The following is a 13,879-nucleotide window of genomic DNA, read 5'->3' on the forward strand; positions in this document are numbered from 1 at the left end:
ATGCTGCAAAGGCTATTCTCGCTGATGAAATCGCTCATGTTGTCCGAGTTCTATATGATCCCGATGGAACCCTGAAAGCACGGCTGGCGCTATTACCCGGCAATTCTTTGATGCATTAAAGCGACGGTGAAGCATGGCATTTTTGCGGGAGTTGACGCCAACCTGAATGATTTGACCGTTGCTGCTTTTCGACACAATGGCGCAAAGCCTTATGTCATTGATGTTGTTGACCATAACCGCCTAAACCCATGAAAATTCACCGTTCAGAAAAGCGGATTTGGTGGTCTGCATCTAACGAAGTGAATGATGGTGGACGGGTATTCATCGCCTGCTCGGGTGCAAAAGAATCACTGCGCGTTGATCGGCATCTTCGGCGCAATGCCCCGGCAAAAAGGGATTGGTTATCAATTCAAGAGGTGGTTATGCAACCAGCGGTGATCCTAATCAACGGGCATGGTTTAAGGATGTCAATGGGCTGGTGGTTCAATATGATTGGATCATTTTTAGTCCCGCAGTTGAATCCGGCGTGTCGATTGAAGTGAAGCACTTTACTAAATGGTTTGGCATTTATGACGGCACAAAATGCGCCAGCGACTTCCATCAAATGCTTGCCCGTGATCGCACGGCGACTGGATATGAGGTTGCTATCACTGGAACACTCAAAAAGCCTGCTCCACGCACTGCTAAAGAAGAATTGGCGGATGCCCTTTACTGCGCTCATTTGGATCATGGCAGCATCATTGAAGCGAGCAGCTATGATGTGGTTGCTGCGGTATTCGAGGTAGTCAGAAAGCGGCGTGTTCAATACTACGGGCAGGAATTCTGCTGCATGAGTCAGGATTTATTTGATGTTGAGATTGACCGGAAAGAAGTCAATGATTCTGAATTCAACGCTTATCGAAAAAAGATTTGGGATTCAATTGAAAGCGAATTCGTTGCGGATGTTAAAGATCGCCCAGCGTTGAGTGAGGCAACCTTTGAGCAAATTGCCAGCAATTACACGCCTGATCGTTACGATAGCCAAGACGTTCACGCACACACGATCACCAAAGCACTGGGCATTCCGCTCTCTGAACTGACCACGCAAGCGGTCAACATTTACCACGAAGGGCGGATCACCAGCCAATTAGAGCGATTCAGATTTGCCACTGAACCTGACCGCGTGGTCGAAAGCACCGCCGATGACATCGGTGTGTTGGATGTCATGTTGCGGCGCAATCGCAAAGCAGTCGCCCAAGCCTGCGCGTGTTCTATCAGGAATTGGGTTTGGATTTCTTCAATCTGCAAAGCACCCGCAAACGGAAAGGTCGGCTCGTGACATCGGACGAGATTAAGGGATCACTGCCGCAGGCGCAGTCGATTTACTCAACCGGCTCGCGACACATGATGACGCTGCCGCAATCCGCCGTTACCTGTGCCCTTCTCTTGGTGTGCAGAAAGCCCGCGTTTATAAATTAGCGGCTGAGGAAAAGACCACCGAATCCAGTCAGGTGATCCGCACCGTGAACTCCATCCTAGGGAATTTTGGCTACTGGCTGGTGGCTACCGGTGACAGCGGCAACCGCGTTTATAAATTAGCGGCTGAGGAAAAGACCACCGAATCCAGTCAGGTGAAAATCCCCGGCGGTAAATACATGATCGCCCTTGCTGCCCGATTGGTTGCTGAGAATCAGACAGCTAAGGGGGCATCATGGAGTGAGCGGCAAACTTTCAAATCCAGCAAAACGGGGCAAATCAGACAGCAAACCGATTTTAAGCCTGCGCAAACCGATGATGTTGAGATCGCCGAGAATCCAGCAAAATGGGGCAAATCAGACAGCTCCCGTGAATATAGTAATAACGGAGCTGCCAACACAAGCAGCGATCCTTGCCGAGCCTGAACACGCATGTCCCGAAATTCTGGAATTCGCAAATCGTATCTCGCTGACATTGGCGAACATGACGCGGTGGCGCGTTCAGAATTCCTGAGCGCCGCTGGCAATCCGCAAACATGGGGCGATGTTTATCGACACATCCGTAACCATTACCGTGCTGCCGCTTGATCGCCGAGAATCCAGCGATAACGTGGGCGCAATTCAACGCGCCTGCGGGTATCAATGCCCAGTCCATGCGCGGACATCGCAACGGCAATGCAACGCGGCAGCGGTCAGGTACTGTAAGCCGCTGATTTACTACAGGTTATTTTAGCTATCAACATGACGGGCTTGACGTTCAGTTGCTGGTAGATTTTTGAGACCCATGGGTCTCAAATCTTCAATCAGACTTACGAATGAAATTGCTCTATCAACATGACGGGCTTGACGTTCAGTTGCTGGTAGATTTTTGGTGCCAATTGGCACCAAATTCTTTAGCGGAAGGCTGATCTTTACCTGCTGCTGATTGCGCGTTACTCCACGCCTCAGCTTGCAATTCTGGCGTTGGAAGTGCAGTTAAAGGACGGGCTTGACGTTCTCTGGCTGGTAGATTTTTGGGACCCATGGGTTTCAAATTCTCAATTAAACCGGCGAATGAAATTCTGCGATCAGCATGACGGGCTTGACGTTCAGTTGCTGGTAGATTTTTGGGACCCATGGGTTTCAAATTCTCAATTAAACCGGCGAATGAAATTCTGCGATCAGCATGACGGGCTTGACGTTCAGTTGCTGGTAGATTTTTGAAACCGAGCGGTTTCAAATTCTCAATCAGACTTACGAATGAAATTCTGCGATCAGCATGACGGGCTTGACGTTCAGTTGCTGGTAGATTTTTGAGACCGCGCGGTCTCAAATCTTTAGCGGAAGGTTGATCTTTACCTGCTGCTGATTGCGCGTTACTCCACGCCTCAGCTTGCAATTCTGGCGTTGGAAGTGCTGTCAACGGACGCGCTTGACGTTCAGTTGCTGGAAGGGTTTTGTTACCCTGGGTAACAAATCATCCAAGATTCCTGCGAATGCAATGCGTCTATGCGCATGAACTCGCGTTATTCCAAATCTTTCTTGGCAATAATCCTCAAACGTTTTGCCTTTGGTATCGCGGTATAAACGCTTGTCACGAATCACCTTGAGCGACGCATCGCCAATGATCGAAAGCTGATTGATCCCGCCAATTCCTTTCCGTCGCTAATCCCAGCGCCAGCGCAAATCGTCACCGTCCGTCCGGTATCGGCGAAAATCTTTTCACACCAATCTAAAACCTTGTCGGCTTCGGGAATAGGTAGGCTGGCGACTTCGCGGTGATGATTGAAAGTCACAAGTGCGCGACGTCGCGCACTCTCGAGGCGGTTTTTTTGTGTGTCAAAAAACTGTCAGGGCATGGGTGATCGTTCGCCGTGACGAAACCACTCAGATTTGTGACGAATTATTTTATACTTTACTATCGTTATGTTATGTGTTAGGCAAAACGTTAGTAAATAACACTTGACGCGTATGTCATAACGTATAAACTAACGGCAACAGTAACAAAACGAAAAGGTGACGGCAATGGCAACGGCATACGGATATATCCGCGTATCAACGGACAAACAAGCTACTACTGGAATCTCACTGGACGCACAACGTGCAAAGATTCAAGCATGGATTGAACTGAACGGATATGAGTTCGGCGGTATTTATGAGGACGCTGGTATCAGCGGCACGAAACAACACCGAGTAGGATTAGATGCCGTGCTGTCAGTCGCTAACAAAGGTGACGCGATTGTCGCCTACGCCATTAGCCGGTTTGCGCGGTCAACAAAGCACTTGCTCGAAATCAGTGAAGAATTAGCAGCACGTGAAATTGACATGGTATCGGTTAGCGAGCGCATTGATACGACTAGCGCCGCTGGAAAAATGGTTTTCCGTATCATGGCAGTAATGGCTGAGTTTGAGCGTGATTTGATTGTAGAGCGTGTAACTGGTTGTTTAGCTAACAAAAAGGCACGAGGCGAGCGTATCGGTAGACCGCGTTACGGTTTCGAGTGCAGTAACAAAACACTAACAGTTAACGATAATGAACAAGGCGTTATCGCTCGCGTCAAAAAGCTACGTAAAGAAGGTTTGAGCTGGCGCAAAATAGCAGCAGCGTTATGCGAAGACGGAATTAAATCACGCACTGGAAAAGTGTTCATGCCGTCGCAATTAGTTCGCATGATTGACGCGATTCCAGACTGTTACAAACTGTTTGACAGTAACGTTGATTCTGTTACTGTATGCGCTAGTCAGTAACGTAAGGTTGTAACAAATGGCAAGCAACACTGAACGGCAAAAAGCGTATAACGATTATCAAGTCAGTCAAGGAAAGCAGCGCGTATCGACATTTATCAGCAGCGAACACAAGACGCGGTTTGATTCAATCAAGCTGGCGCTAGGTGTTACTAACGAAGTCTGTTTGCAAATGTTGATTGACGCATACGAAGTAACAGACATACCAGCACCAGCGACGGCGGATAAGATTGATAAAATGTTTGAAGATGTACTGAATCAACTGGCTGCCATGCAAGCAAGTTTTGCGGCATTTGAAGCGCGGTTGAGTGCGATCGAAGCTGGCGCAGTGAGTGAGTTAACCAGTGTTAAAGAAGTGTCGTTAGACGTTAGACTCGTCGCCGTCGCCATGAAAGCAGCAAAAAAGACAAATGAGGAAATTCAAGCGTATATCGGGAACGCGACTGGAAAGCGGTTCAGTTTTAGTTTTAAGCAAAATCTGTCAAACAATTTAGAAAACTGGAAACGGGCAGCGGATAAACAACTGTGATGCCGTACACAAGCCGCGTAACAGCGGTTTTTTATTGTCCGTCGCATGAACACTGCTGGCGCTGAGAACGTGCTCAAAATGCGTCCTACGCGATTCTGTGAAGCATACTCACTTGACAGTGTATTCCGAAAGGCATTAAATCACGGACACGCAAAAAAACCGCAGTTAAGCGGCTCTTTTGCGTTCACTCATTTTCTTCATATCAACCTCAACTCATTAACACCTTTCTCTTCTCTTCTCGGGACAGGAAAGTGCAAATGAGCCTTTTAGACACGACACAGTTTGAGAATAACCTTAATCTCTGTTGCAGTTGACGCCTTAGCTTCAATCTCAACAAACCATGTCAGGGCGAAATATAGAGTGATCGCCACTTGGATGTAAAGGTAAATTGATCAAACGTGTCTTTGTCAGGTTTCAGACAATGACGCAATCTTACAGCAACGCCGCAACAAACTCAAATCAGAAAGCAGTATCAAATCAGAAAGATACAGCGCAAACTTCAACCTGCTACTTAACTGTCTGCACGCGCATCGATGGCAAGCCTGCCGGTAAGACTTACACGCTTGCCAATGGCGAAGTCACCAAAGAAGTTGCAGGGCATTCAGGGCGTTATACCGCGCTGCGCCATCGTGTCGCGTCGTTATCTGAACTATCAACCCTGCTCGCAAGCCTGACGCCAGCGCAAACGCTCATTTACGGGCATTGCGTCGAGTGCGGTGATCTTCCCTATCAAATCCTGCCTGATAAGACCCTGCGGGAGCGGCTGAATGTAGGCAACGCCAGCTTGGTGTGCACCACATCAATGGCAAAACTACCATTGGGCGCTTCAAAGAAAACTTCACCAGCGGCGGACTGCTGTTTGTCGACCGTGATCGCCAGCCTTCAATGCCCGCGCAGCTTGAAACCGCCAGCGATGATGATTTCTTTGCACAATTAGAGCGGCTCGTCCCCGGTATCAGCAGCGCCGAGCGGCTTGCTTATTCGTCATCATCTTCCCGCGTGTTGCTGCCCGACGGCTTGCCCGCATTCAATGGCACACCAAGCCGTCATTACTGGTTACGCCTTGCAACTGACATCGATCAAGACTCCATCCGGCTGGCGTTAACAGTTGCTGCTGGCGCTGCTGATTTGATGTTTACGGCAACCGATAAGCACGGCAAAAAACGCCTAAATCGCACAGTCTTAGATTTATCGGTTTACAGCACCGAGCGGGAAATTTTCGATAGTCCGCCAGCAGTCAATGCGCCGCTGCAATGCGCTAAGGGCGACTATCAAATCAGCAACCTAGGTGGTGGCAGCGTCATCATCGAACCGGCGTGGGCGGGTGCCATTCAATCCCATGCCAAACGCACCAAGACCACGATCACCCGCAGCGGCGCAGGTAGCTTCACCGGGCGCGTTGATAACGTCCTCACGCTGCAAACTGAACTCGAAACCGCTAACGGCATTATCACAGTCAAACAATGGCTTGATAGTGGACAACAGAAAACCCGCATTCAATCGCCCTTCCGTATTGAATCAAAATCATTTGCTGCTTTCATTGATCGCACTGAAATCGGCTGTTTTGTATTCGACAGCGGCACGAATGAAACCTATTTTTTAGAGAAAGAAGCGCCAGCGGATGATTTCAAAACATGTTTTGAATCATTGGCATCGGTGAGTGTTTTGAGCACGATCACTGATTCTGCGGCCATAAAAAGCGATTTAGCACAGGCAATGGAAAAAGCATCTGCTTTTGCGGATGAAATTAATGCGCAGCCAGACACACTGCCTGCGCCCAGCGCCCAGCGGGAGTTTGTGTTACCGGCAGCAATTAAAGACTGTTTGGTCTTGATTGAAAGGCTGAGAATCCCGTTCAGGTAGCGCGGAAAGTGCTATTGCGACAAGTGCCCAGACTCCCGCTTGAAATCACTTCACCAGAGTTGATTGATGCGGTGTGCGGCGCTATTCCTGAATGTACCGATGATACTAAGCTGGCGTTATCAGGTGCGCTTGACGAAGCGATTACCACGGCAATACGCCGGGCGCGAGAAGATAATCAACTGAATGCCAACCTCACCCTTGATTCGATTCAGGAAGTAATCCCCGCCATGCGCACTTTGTGGGCGCAGGGGCATCGCTGTTTTCTAATTCGTGCACCAATGGGATCGGGTAAAACGCAATTGGTCTTAAAGACGATTTTTGACCAAATAAACAATGTTGTTGCCCTAACTTATTCGACAACGTTGGTCGATAATCTCGTTAGCCGGTTTGAAGGGGCAACGCATTATCAAGATATGGCGGTCAATGAATGTGCTTTGGTCGAAAAGATTGTGGCTTGCATCAATTCAATCGGTAAGATAAACATCCGTAAATCATTGGATGCTGCAAAGGCTATTCTCGCTGATGAAATCGCTCATGTTGTCCGAGTTCTATATGATCCCGATGGAACCCTGAAAAGCACGGCTGGCGCTATTACCCGGCAATTCTTTGATGCAATTAAAGCGACGGTGAAGCATGGCATTTTTGCGGGAGTTGACGCCAACCTGAATGATTTGACCGTTGCTGCTTTTCGACACAATGGCGCAAAGCCTTATGTCATTGATGTTGTTGACCATAACCCGCCTAAACCCATGAAAATTCACCGTTCAGAAAAGCGGATTTGGTGGTCTGCATCTAACGAAGTGAATGATGGTGGACGGGTATTCATCGCCTGCTCGGGTGCAAAAGAATCACTGCGCGTTGATCGGCATCTTCGGGCGCAATGCCCCGGCAAAAAGGGATTGGTTATCAATTCAAGAGGTGGTTATGCAACCAGCGGTGATCCTAATCAACGGGCATGGTTTAAGGATGTCAATGGGCTGGTGGTTCAATATGATTGGATCATTTTTAGTCCCGCAGTTGAATCCGGCGTGTCGATTGAAGTGAAGCACTTTACTAAATGGTTTGGCATTTATGACGGCACAAAATGCGCCAGCGACTTCCATCAAATGCTTGCCCGTGATCGCACGGCGACTGGATATGAGGTTGCTATCACTGGAACACTCAAAAAGCCTGCTCCACGCACTGCTAAAGAAGAATTGGCGGATGCCCTTTACTGCGCTCATTTGGATCATGGCAGCATCATTGAAGCGAGCAGCTATGATGTGGTTGCTGCGGTATTCGAGGTAGTCAGAAAGCGGCGTGTTCAATACTACGGGCAGGAATTCTGCTGCATGAGTCAGGATTTATTTGATGTTGAGATTGACCGGAAAGAAGTCAATGATTCTGAATTCAACGCTTATCGAAAAAAGATTTGGGATTCAATTGAAAGCGAATTCGTTGCGGATGTTAAAGATCGCCCAGCGTTGAGTGAGGCAACCTTTGAGCAAATTGCCAGCAATTACACGCCTGATCGTTACGATAGCCAAGACGTTCACGCACACACGATCACCAAAGCACTGGGCATTCCGCTCTCTGAACTGACCACGCAAGCGGTCAACATTTACCACGAAGGGCGGATCACCAGCCAATTAGAGCGATTCAGATTTGCCACTGAACCTGACCGCGTGGTCGAAAGCACCGCCGATGACATCGGTGTGTTGGATGTCATGTTGCGGCGCAATCGCAAAGCAGTCGCCCAAGCCTGCCGCGTGTTCTATCAGGAATTGGGTTTGGATTTCTTCAATCTGCAAAGCACCCGCAAACGGAAAGGTCGGCTCGTGACATCGGACGAGATTAAGGGATCACTGCCGCAGGCGCAGTCGATTTACTCAACCGGCTCGCGACACATGATGACGCTGCCGCAATCCGCCGTTACCTGTGCCCTTCTCTTGGTGTGCAGAAAGCCCGCGTTTATAAATTAGCGGCTGAGGAAAAGACCACCGAATCCAGTCAGGTGATCCGCACCGTGAACTCCATCCTAGGGAATTTTGGCTACTGGCTGGTGGCTACCGGTGACAGCGGCAACCGCGTTTATAAATTAGCGGCTGAGGAAAAGACCACCGAATCCAGTCAGGTGAAAATCCCCGGCGGTAAATACATGATCGCCCTTGCTGCCCGATTGGTTGCTGAGAATCAGACAGCTAAGGGGGCATCATGGAGTGAGCGGCAAACTTTCAAATCCAGCAAAACGGGGCAAATCAGACAGCAAACCGATTTTAAGCCTGCGCAAACCGATGATGTTGAGATCGCCGAGAATCCAGCAAAATGGGGCAAATCAGACAGCTCCCGTGAATATAGTAATAACGGGAGCTGCCAACACAAGCGCGATCCTTGCCGAGCCTGAACACGCATGTCCCGAAATTCTGGAATTCGCAAATCGGTATCTCGCTGACATTGGCGAACATGACGCGGTGTTCAGAATTCCTGAGCGCCGCTGGCAATCCGCAAACATGGGGCGATGTTTATCGACACATCCGTAACCATTACCGTGCTGCCGCTTGATCGCCGAGAATCCAGCGATAACGTGGGCGCAATTCAACGCGCCTGCGGGTATCAATGCCCAGTCCATGCGCGGACATCGCAACGGCAATGCAACGCGGCAGCGGTCAGGTACTGTAAGCCGCTGATTTACTACAGGTTATTTTAGCTATCAACATGACGGGCTTGACGTTCAGTTGCTGGTAGATTTTTGAGACCCATGGGTCTCAAATCTTCAATCAGACTTACGAATGAAATTGCTCTATCAACATGACGGGCTTGACGTTCAGTTGCTGGTAGATTTTTGGTGCCAATTGGCACCAAATTCTTTAGCGGAAGGCTGATCTTTACCTGCTGCTGATTGCGCGTTACTCCACGCCTCAGCTTGCAATTCTGGCGTTGGAAGTGCAGTTAAAGGACGGGCTTGACGTTCTCTGGCTGGTAGATTTTTGGGACCCATGGGTTTCAAATTCTCAATTAAACCGGCGAATGAAATTCTGCGATCAGCATGACGGGCTTGACGTTCAGTTGCTGGTAGATTTTTGGGACCCATGGGTTTCAAATTCTCAATTAAACCGGCGAATGAAATTCTGCGATCAGCATGACGGGCTTGACGTTCAGTTTGCTGGTAGATTTTTGAAACCGAGCGGTTTCAAATTCTCAATCAGACTTACGAATGAAATTCTGCGATCAGCATGACGGGCTTGACGTTCAGTTGCTGGTAGATTTTTGAGACCGCGCGGTCTCAAATCTTTAGCGGAAGGTGATCTTTACCTGCTGCTGATTGCGCGTTACTCCACGCCTCAGCTTGCAATTCTGGCGTTGGAAGTGCAGTTAAAGGACGGGCTTGACGTTCTCTGGCTGGTAGATTTTGGGACCCATGGGTTTCAAATTCTCAATTAAACCGGCGAATGAAATTCTGCGATCAGCATGAACTCGCGTTATTCCAATCTTTCTTGGCAAAAATCCTCAAACGTTTTGCCTTTGGTATCGCGGTATAAACGCTTGTCACGAATCACCTTGAGCGACGCATCGCCAATGATCGAAAGCTGATTGATCCCGCCAATTCCTTTCCGTCGCTAATCCCAGCGCCAGCGCAAATCGTCACCGTCCTCGAGGCGGTTTTTTTGTGTGTCAAAAAACTGTCAGGGCATGGGTGATCGTTCGCCGTGCAAATCGTCACACTTCGTCCTATCCGTAACAAATCCCGCACTTTTGACAGGGCGACATCGCCCCTTCCCGTTGTCTTGATCCTGTCTTGACACTTGCAAACATCAATCTGTGATACAGCGTATTGACATAAACAAGACTAGGGTTTATTGTGTCTTACAACAAACAAGACAGGATCAAGACAATGGCAACGGCAATCGGATATATCAGGGTTTCGACAAGTGGGCAGGCAATCGACGGCGTATCGCTAGACGCGCAGAAAGCCAAGATCGCTGCGTGGGCAGAATTGAATGGGTATGAGCTGGGCGAGATTTTTGAGGATGCTGGGATCAGTGGCACAAAACAGGATCGCCCCGGATTAGCTGCCGCACTCGCTGCTGCAAAGAAAGGGGACGCGGTGATTGCTTACTCAATTAGCCGGTTCGCCCGGTCAACAAAACACTTGATCGAAATCTCAGAATCACTAGCCAAGCGTGAGATTGATATGGTTTCAATCAGCGAGCGCATCGATACCACGTCCGCAGCGGGGAAGATGGTGTTTCGCATGATGGCTGTAATGGCAGAATTTGAACGCGATCAAGTGTCTGAACGCACCAAGACGGCACTGCAACACAAAAATCGAAAGGTGAAAAAACCGGCGGACAAGTGCCCTTTGGTAACGATGCAGCGGCTAATGACGAAGGCGTTAAAGTGCTAACAGTCAATCAAGCCGAGCGCATCATCATCAATGCGGTGATCGAATTAAGAAAGGCTGGTTTGTCGCTCAGGAAGATTGCAACGGAATTGGAAAAACGCGGGTTTCAATCTCGCAAAGGGCGCGTATTTCATCCGACACAAATTAGCAGAATGTTGGTGGCAGCATGAATACACTTGATTTGCAGCGAGTGAACATGGCGCTGGCGCAGATTGATTGCGCAATGAATGCGACGGATTGTGTTGAATTGAAAAACCGCCTTTCTTTGGATGATCTTTTGCACCACGCGGCAAGTGTTGCAATACAGCGTAAAGATAAGGTATTGCACAACAAGATCAACTGTCTTACACCGTCAAGACAGTATCAAGACAAGGGATTGAACCAATGAAAGATGAGCGCAAAATGATGTCATTTAGACTGCCAATTGAAGCGCGGATCGTATGCAACGGCTCATGTCGATTCACAATGCACCGTCACAAGCGGACGTGATTCTAATGGCATTGGATGCGCTTGAATCCGTAGCGCCAGCGCCAGCGGTATCAGCACAATTGGATGATGTTGTAACGCGGATTGATAAAATGTTTGAAGATGTACTGAATCAACTCGCTGCCATGCAAGCAAGTTTTGCGGAATTTGAAGCGCGGTTGAGTGCGATCGAAGCTGGCGCAGTGAGTGAGTTAACCAGTGTTAAAGAAGTGTCGTTAGACGTTAGACTCGTCGCCGTCGCCATGAAAGCAGCAAAAAAGACAAATGAGGAAATTCAAGCGTATATCGGGAACGCGACTGGAAAGCGGTTCAGTTTTAGTTTTAAGCAAAATCTGTCAAACAATTTAGAAAACTGGAAACGGGCAGCGGATAAACAACTGTGATGCCGTACACAAGCCGCGTAACAGCGGTTTTTTATTGTCCGTCGCATGAACACTGCTGGCGCTGAGAACGTGCTCAAAATGCGTCCTACGCGATTCTGTGAAGCATACTCACTTGACAGTGTATTCCGAAAGGCATTAAATCACGGACACGCAAAAAAACCGCAGTTAAGCGGCTCTTTTGCGTTCACTCATTTTCTTCATATCAACCTCAACTCATTAACACTTCCTTCGATTCTTGGCGGAGTAGAAAAGTGCAAACGAGCCTTTTAGACACGACACAGTTTGAGAATACCTTAATCTCTGTTTGCAGTTGACGCCTTAGCTTCAATCTCAACAAACCATGTCAGGGCGAAATATAGAGTGATCGCCACTTGGATGTAAAGGTAAATTGATCAAACGTGTCTTTGTCAGGTTTCAGACAATGACGCAATCTTACAGCAACGCCGCAACAAACTCAAATCAGAAAGCAGTATCAAATCAGAAAGATACAGCGCAAACTTCAACCTGCTACTTAACTGTCTGCACGCGCATCGATGGCAAGCCTGCCGGTAAGACTTACACGCTTGCCAATGGCGAAGTCACCAAAGAAGTTGCAGGGCATTCAGGGCGTTATACCGCGCTGCGCCATCGTGTCGCGTCGTTATCTGAACTATCAACCCTGCTCGCAAGCCTGACGCCAGCGCAAACGCTCATTTACGGGCATTGCGTCGAGTGCGGTGATCTTCCCTATCAAATCCTGCCTGATAAGACCCTGCGGGAGCGGCTGAATGTAGGCAAACGCCAGCTTGGTGTGCACCACATCAATGGCAAAACTACCATTGGGCGCTTCAAAGAAAACTTCACCAGCGGCGGACTGCTGTTTGTCGACCGTGATCGCCAGCCTTCAATGCCCGCGCAGCTTGAAACCGCCAGCGATGATGATTTCTTTGCACAATTAGAGCGGCTCGTCCCCGGTATCAGCAGCGCCGAGCGGCTTGCTTATTCGTCATCATCTTCCCGCGTGTTGCTGCCCGACGGCTTGCCCGCATTCAATGGCACACCAAGCCGTCATTACTGGTTACGCCTTGCAACTGACATCGATCAAGACTCCATCCGGCTGGCGTTAACAGTTGCTGCTGGCGCTGCTGATTTGATGTTTACGGCAACCGATAAGCACGGCAAAAAACGCCTAAATCGCACAGTCTTAGATTTATCGGTTTACAGCACCGAGCGGGAAATTTTCGATAGTCCGCCAGCAGTCAATGCGCCGCTGCAATGCGCTAAGGGCGACTATCAAATCAGCAACCTAGGTGGTGCAGCGTCATCATCGAACCGGCGTGGCGGGTGCCATTCAATCCCATGCCAAACGCACCAAGACCACGATCACCCGCAGCGGCGCAGGTAGCTTCACCGGGCGCGTTGATAACGTCCTCACGCTGCAAAATGAACTCGAAACCGCTAACGGCATTATCACAGTCAAACAATGGCTTGATAGTGGACAACAGAAAACCCGCATTCAATCGCCCTTCCGTATTGAATCAAAATCATTTGCTGCTTTCATTGATCGCACTGAAATCGGCTGTTTTGTATTCGACAGCGGCACGAATGAAACCTATTTTTTAGAGAAAGAAGCGCCAGCGGATGATTTCAAAACATGTTTTGAATCATTGGCATCGGTGAGTGTTTTGAGCACGATCACTGATTCTGCGACCATAAAAAGCGATTTAGCACAGGCAATGGAAAAAGCATCTGCTTTTGCGGATGAAATTAATGCGCAGCCAGACACACTGCCTGCGCCCAGCGCCCAGCGGGAGTTTGGTGTTACCGGCAGCAATTAAAGACTGTTTGGTCTTGATTGAAAGGCTGAGAATCCCGTTCAGTAGCGCGGAAAGTGCTATTGCGACAAGTGCCCAGACTCCCGCTTGAAATCACTTCACCAGAGTTGATTGCTGCGGTGTGCGGCGCTATTCCTGAATGTACCGATGAGACTAGCTGGCGTTATCAGGTGCGCTTGACGAAGCGATTACCACGGCAATACGCCGGGCGCGAGAAGATAATCAACTGAATGCCAACCTCACCC

At 49.0% G+C, this 13,879-nt stretch carries 18 protein-coding genes; 15 read left to right on the forward strand and 3 right to left on the reverse strand.

What is annotated here, in order from left to right; all coding sequences use genetic code 11:
* The first annotated feature begins 397 nt into the window (after positions 1–397).
* The 3 genes from CXB77_RS05120 (at position 398) to CXB77_RS19565 (ending at position 2,042) form a co-directional block, all read left to right on the forward strand.
* Complete coding sequence (locus CXB77_RS05120) at positions 398–1,318, forward strand: hypothetical protein (RefSeq protein ID WP_105073056.1); 921 nt, start codon at positions 398–400, stop codon at positions 1,316–1,318.
* A 112-nt stretch (positions 1,319–1,430) separates the two neighbouring features.
* The gene (locus CXB77_RS05125) at positions 1,431–1,880 is read left to right on the forward strand and encodes a hypothetical protein (protein WP_105073057.1); all 450 of its coding nucleotides are present in this window, start codon (positions 1,431–1,433) and stop codon (positions 1,878–1,880) included.
* Between the two features lie 6 nt (positions 1,881–1,886).
* On the forward strand, positions 1,887–2,042 hold the full coding sequence (locus tag CXB77_RS19565) for a hypothetical protein (protein ID WP_172452538.1): 156 nt from the start codon (positions 1,887–1,889) through the stop codon (positions 2,040–2,042).
* A 262-nt stretch (positions 2,043–2,304) separates the two neighbouring features.
* On the opposite strand, the gene CXB77_RS05130 is transcribed toward CXB77_RS19565, so the two are convergent.
* Both CXB77_RS05130 and CXB77_RS19075 read right to left on the reverse strand, forming a co-directional pair.
* Entirely contained in the window at positions 2,305–2,856 is a 552-nt protein-coding gene (locus tag CXB77_RS05130) for a hypothetical protein (protein WP_105073058.1), read from the reverse strand.
* Between the two features lie 178 nt (positions 2,857–3,034).
* A complete protein-coding gene (locus CXB77_RS19075) occupies positions 3,035–3,229 on the reverse strand; it encodes a hypothetical protein (RefSeq protein ID WP_146108699.1) in 195 nt (64 codons plus the stop codon).
* A gap of 229 nt (positions 3,230–3,458) precedes the next feature.
* On the opposite strand from CXB77_RS19075, the gene CXB77_RS05135 reads away from it, so the two are divergent.
* The 5 genes from CXB77_RS05135 to CXB77_RS05160 all read left to right on the forward strand — a co-directional run bounded on the left by CXB77_RS05135 (position 3,459) and on the right by CXB77_RS05160 (position 8,953).
* Complete coding sequence (locus tag CXB77_RS05135; protein WP_105073059.1) at positions 3,459–4,181, forward strand: recombinase family protein; 723 nt, start codon at positions 3,459–3,461, stop codon at positions 4,179–4,181.
* A 16-nt stretch (positions 4,182–4,197) separates the two neighbouring features.
* Positions 4,198–4,707, forward strand: a complete 510-nt coding sequence (locus CXB77_RS05140; RefSeq protein ID WP_105073060.1) for a hypothetical protein — start codon at positions 4,198–4,200, stop codon at positions 4,705–4,707.
* Positions 4,708–5,496: 789 nt separating this feature from the next.
* Positions 5,497–6,570, forward strand: a complete 1,074-nt coding sequence (locus tag CXB77_RS05150; RefSeq protein ID WP_146108700.1) for a hypothetical protein — start codon at positions 5,497–5,499, stop codon at positions 6,568–6,570.
* Between the two features lie 23 nt (positions 6,571–6,593).
* Positions 6,594–8,531 carry a DEAD/DEAH box helicase family protein gene (locus CXB77_RS05155; RefSeq protein WP_146108701.1) on the forward strand — a complete coding sequence of 646 codons (1,938 nt, stop codon included), beginning with the start codon at positions 6,594–6,596 and terminating at the stop codon, positions 8,529–8,531.
* Positions 8,504–8,953: a hypothetical protein gene (locus tag CXB77_RS05160; protein WP_105073064.1), complete on the forward strand. Its 450-nt coding sequence runs from the start codon at positions 8,504–8,506 to the stop codon at positions 8,951–8,953. Before CXB77_RS05155 ends, CXB77_RS05160 begins: the two co-directional genes overlap by 28 nt.
* A 420-nt stretch (positions 8,954–9,373) precedes the next feature.
* Here CXB77_RS05160 and CXB77_RS05165 read toward each other — a convergent pair whose 3' ends face one another.
* Positions 9,374–9,640 carry a hypothetical protein gene (locus CXB77_RS05165; RefSeq protein ID WP_105073065.1) on the reverse strand — a complete coding sequence of 89 codons (267 nt, stop codon included), beginning with the start codon at positions 9,638–9,640 and terminating at the stop codon, positions 9,374–9,376.
* Positions 9,641–10,441: 801 nt separating this feature from the next.
* Here CXB77_RS05165 and CXB77_RS05170 point away from each other — a divergent pair.
* From CXB77_RS05170 to CXB77_RS19570, 7 genes are all read left to right on the forward strand, one after another.
* Positions 10,442–10,954, forward strand: coding sequence for a recombinase family protein (locus CXB77_RS05170; RefSeq protein WP_146108702.1), 513 nt, complete (start codon positions 10,442–10,444; stop codon positions 10,952–10,954).
* A complete protein-coding gene (locus CXB77_RS19080; protein ID WP_172452539.1) occupies positions 10,948–11,121 on the forward strand; it encodes a recombinase family protein in 174 nt (57 codons plus the stop codon). Before CXB77_RS05170 ends, CXB77_RS19080 begins: the two co-directional genes overlap by 7 nt.
* Entirely contained in the window at positions 11,118–11,339 is a 222-nt protein-coding gene (locus CXB77_RS05175) for a hypothetical protein (protein ID WP_105073067.1), read from the forward strand. Before CXB77_RS19080 ends, CXB77_RS05175 begins: the two co-directional genes overlap by 4 nt.
* 64 nt (positions 11,340–11,403) lie before the next feature.
* Entirely contained in the window at positions 11,404–11,820 is a 417-nt protein-coding gene (locus CXB77_RS05180; protein ID WP_146108704.1) for a hypothetical protein, read from the forward strand.
* Positions 11,821–12,241: 421 nt separating this feature from the next.
* Positions 12,242–13,204 carry a hypothetical protein gene (locus tag CXB77_RS05185; RefSeq protein WP_105073069.1) on the forward strand — a complete coding sequence of 321 codons (963 nt, stop codon included), beginning with the start codon at positions 12,242–12,244 and terminating at the stop codon, positions 13,202–13,204.
* Positions 13,137–13,637: a hypothetical protein gene (locus tag CXB77_RS05190; protein ID WP_105073070.1), complete on the forward strand. Its 501-nt coding sequence runs from the start codon at positions 13,137–13,139 to the stop codon at positions 13,635–13,637. The genes CXB77_RS05185 and CXB77_RS05190 overlap by 68 nt, the downstream gene beginning before the upstream one ends.
* Positions 13,638–13,705: 68 nt before the next feature.
* Positions 13,706–13,864: a hypothetical protein gene (locus CXB77_RS19570; protein ID WP_172452540.1), complete on the forward strand. Its 159-nt coding sequence runs from the start codon at positions 13,706–13,708 to the stop codon at positions 13,862–13,864.
* The last annotated feature ends 15 nt before the right edge of the window (positions 13,865–13,879 follow it).

Origin of the sequence: Chromatium okenii (genome assembly GCF_002958735.1) — a bacterium.
Lineage (GTDB): Bacteria > Pseudomonadota > Gammaproteobacteria > Chromatiales > Chromatiaceae > Chromatium > Chromatium okenii_A.

What these genes read in the sequence shown, in the direction of transcription:
- CXB77_RS19565 (WP_172452538.1), top strand. Translation starts at nt 1,887, where the DNA reads ATGTCCCGAAATTCTGGAATTCGCAAATCGTATCTCGCTGACATTGGC.
- CXB77_RS05135 (WP_105073059.1), top strand. Translation starts at nt 3,459, where the DNA reads ATGGCAACGGCATACGGATATATCCGCGTATCAACGGACAAACAAGCT.
- CXB77_RS05140 (WP_105073060.1), top strand. Translation starts at nt 4,198, where the DNA reads ATGGCAAGCAACACTGAACGGCAAAAAGCGTATAACGATTATCAAGTC.
- CXB77_RS05165 (WP_105073065.1), bottom strand. Translation starts at nt 9,640, where the DNA reads ATGGGTCCCAAAAATCTACCAGCAACTGAACGTCAAGCCCGTCATGCT.
- CXB77_RS05170 (WP_146108702.1), top strand. Translation starts at nt 10,442, where the DNA reads ATGGCAACGGCAATCGGATATATCAGGGTTTCGACAAGTGGGCAGGCA.
- CXB77_RS05175 (WP_105073067.1), top strand. Translation starts at nt 11,118, where the DNA reads ATGAATACACTTGATTTGCAGCGAGTGAACATGGCGCTGGCGCAGATT.
- CXB77_RS05180 (WP_146108704.1), top strand. Translation starts at nt 11,404, where the DNA reads ATGTCGATTCACAATGCACCGTCACAAGCGGACGTGATTCTAATGGCA.
- CXB77_RS05185 (WP_105073069.1), top strand. Translation starts at nt 12,242, where the DNA reads ATGACGCAATCTTACAGCAACGCCGCAACAAACTCAAATCAGAAAGCA.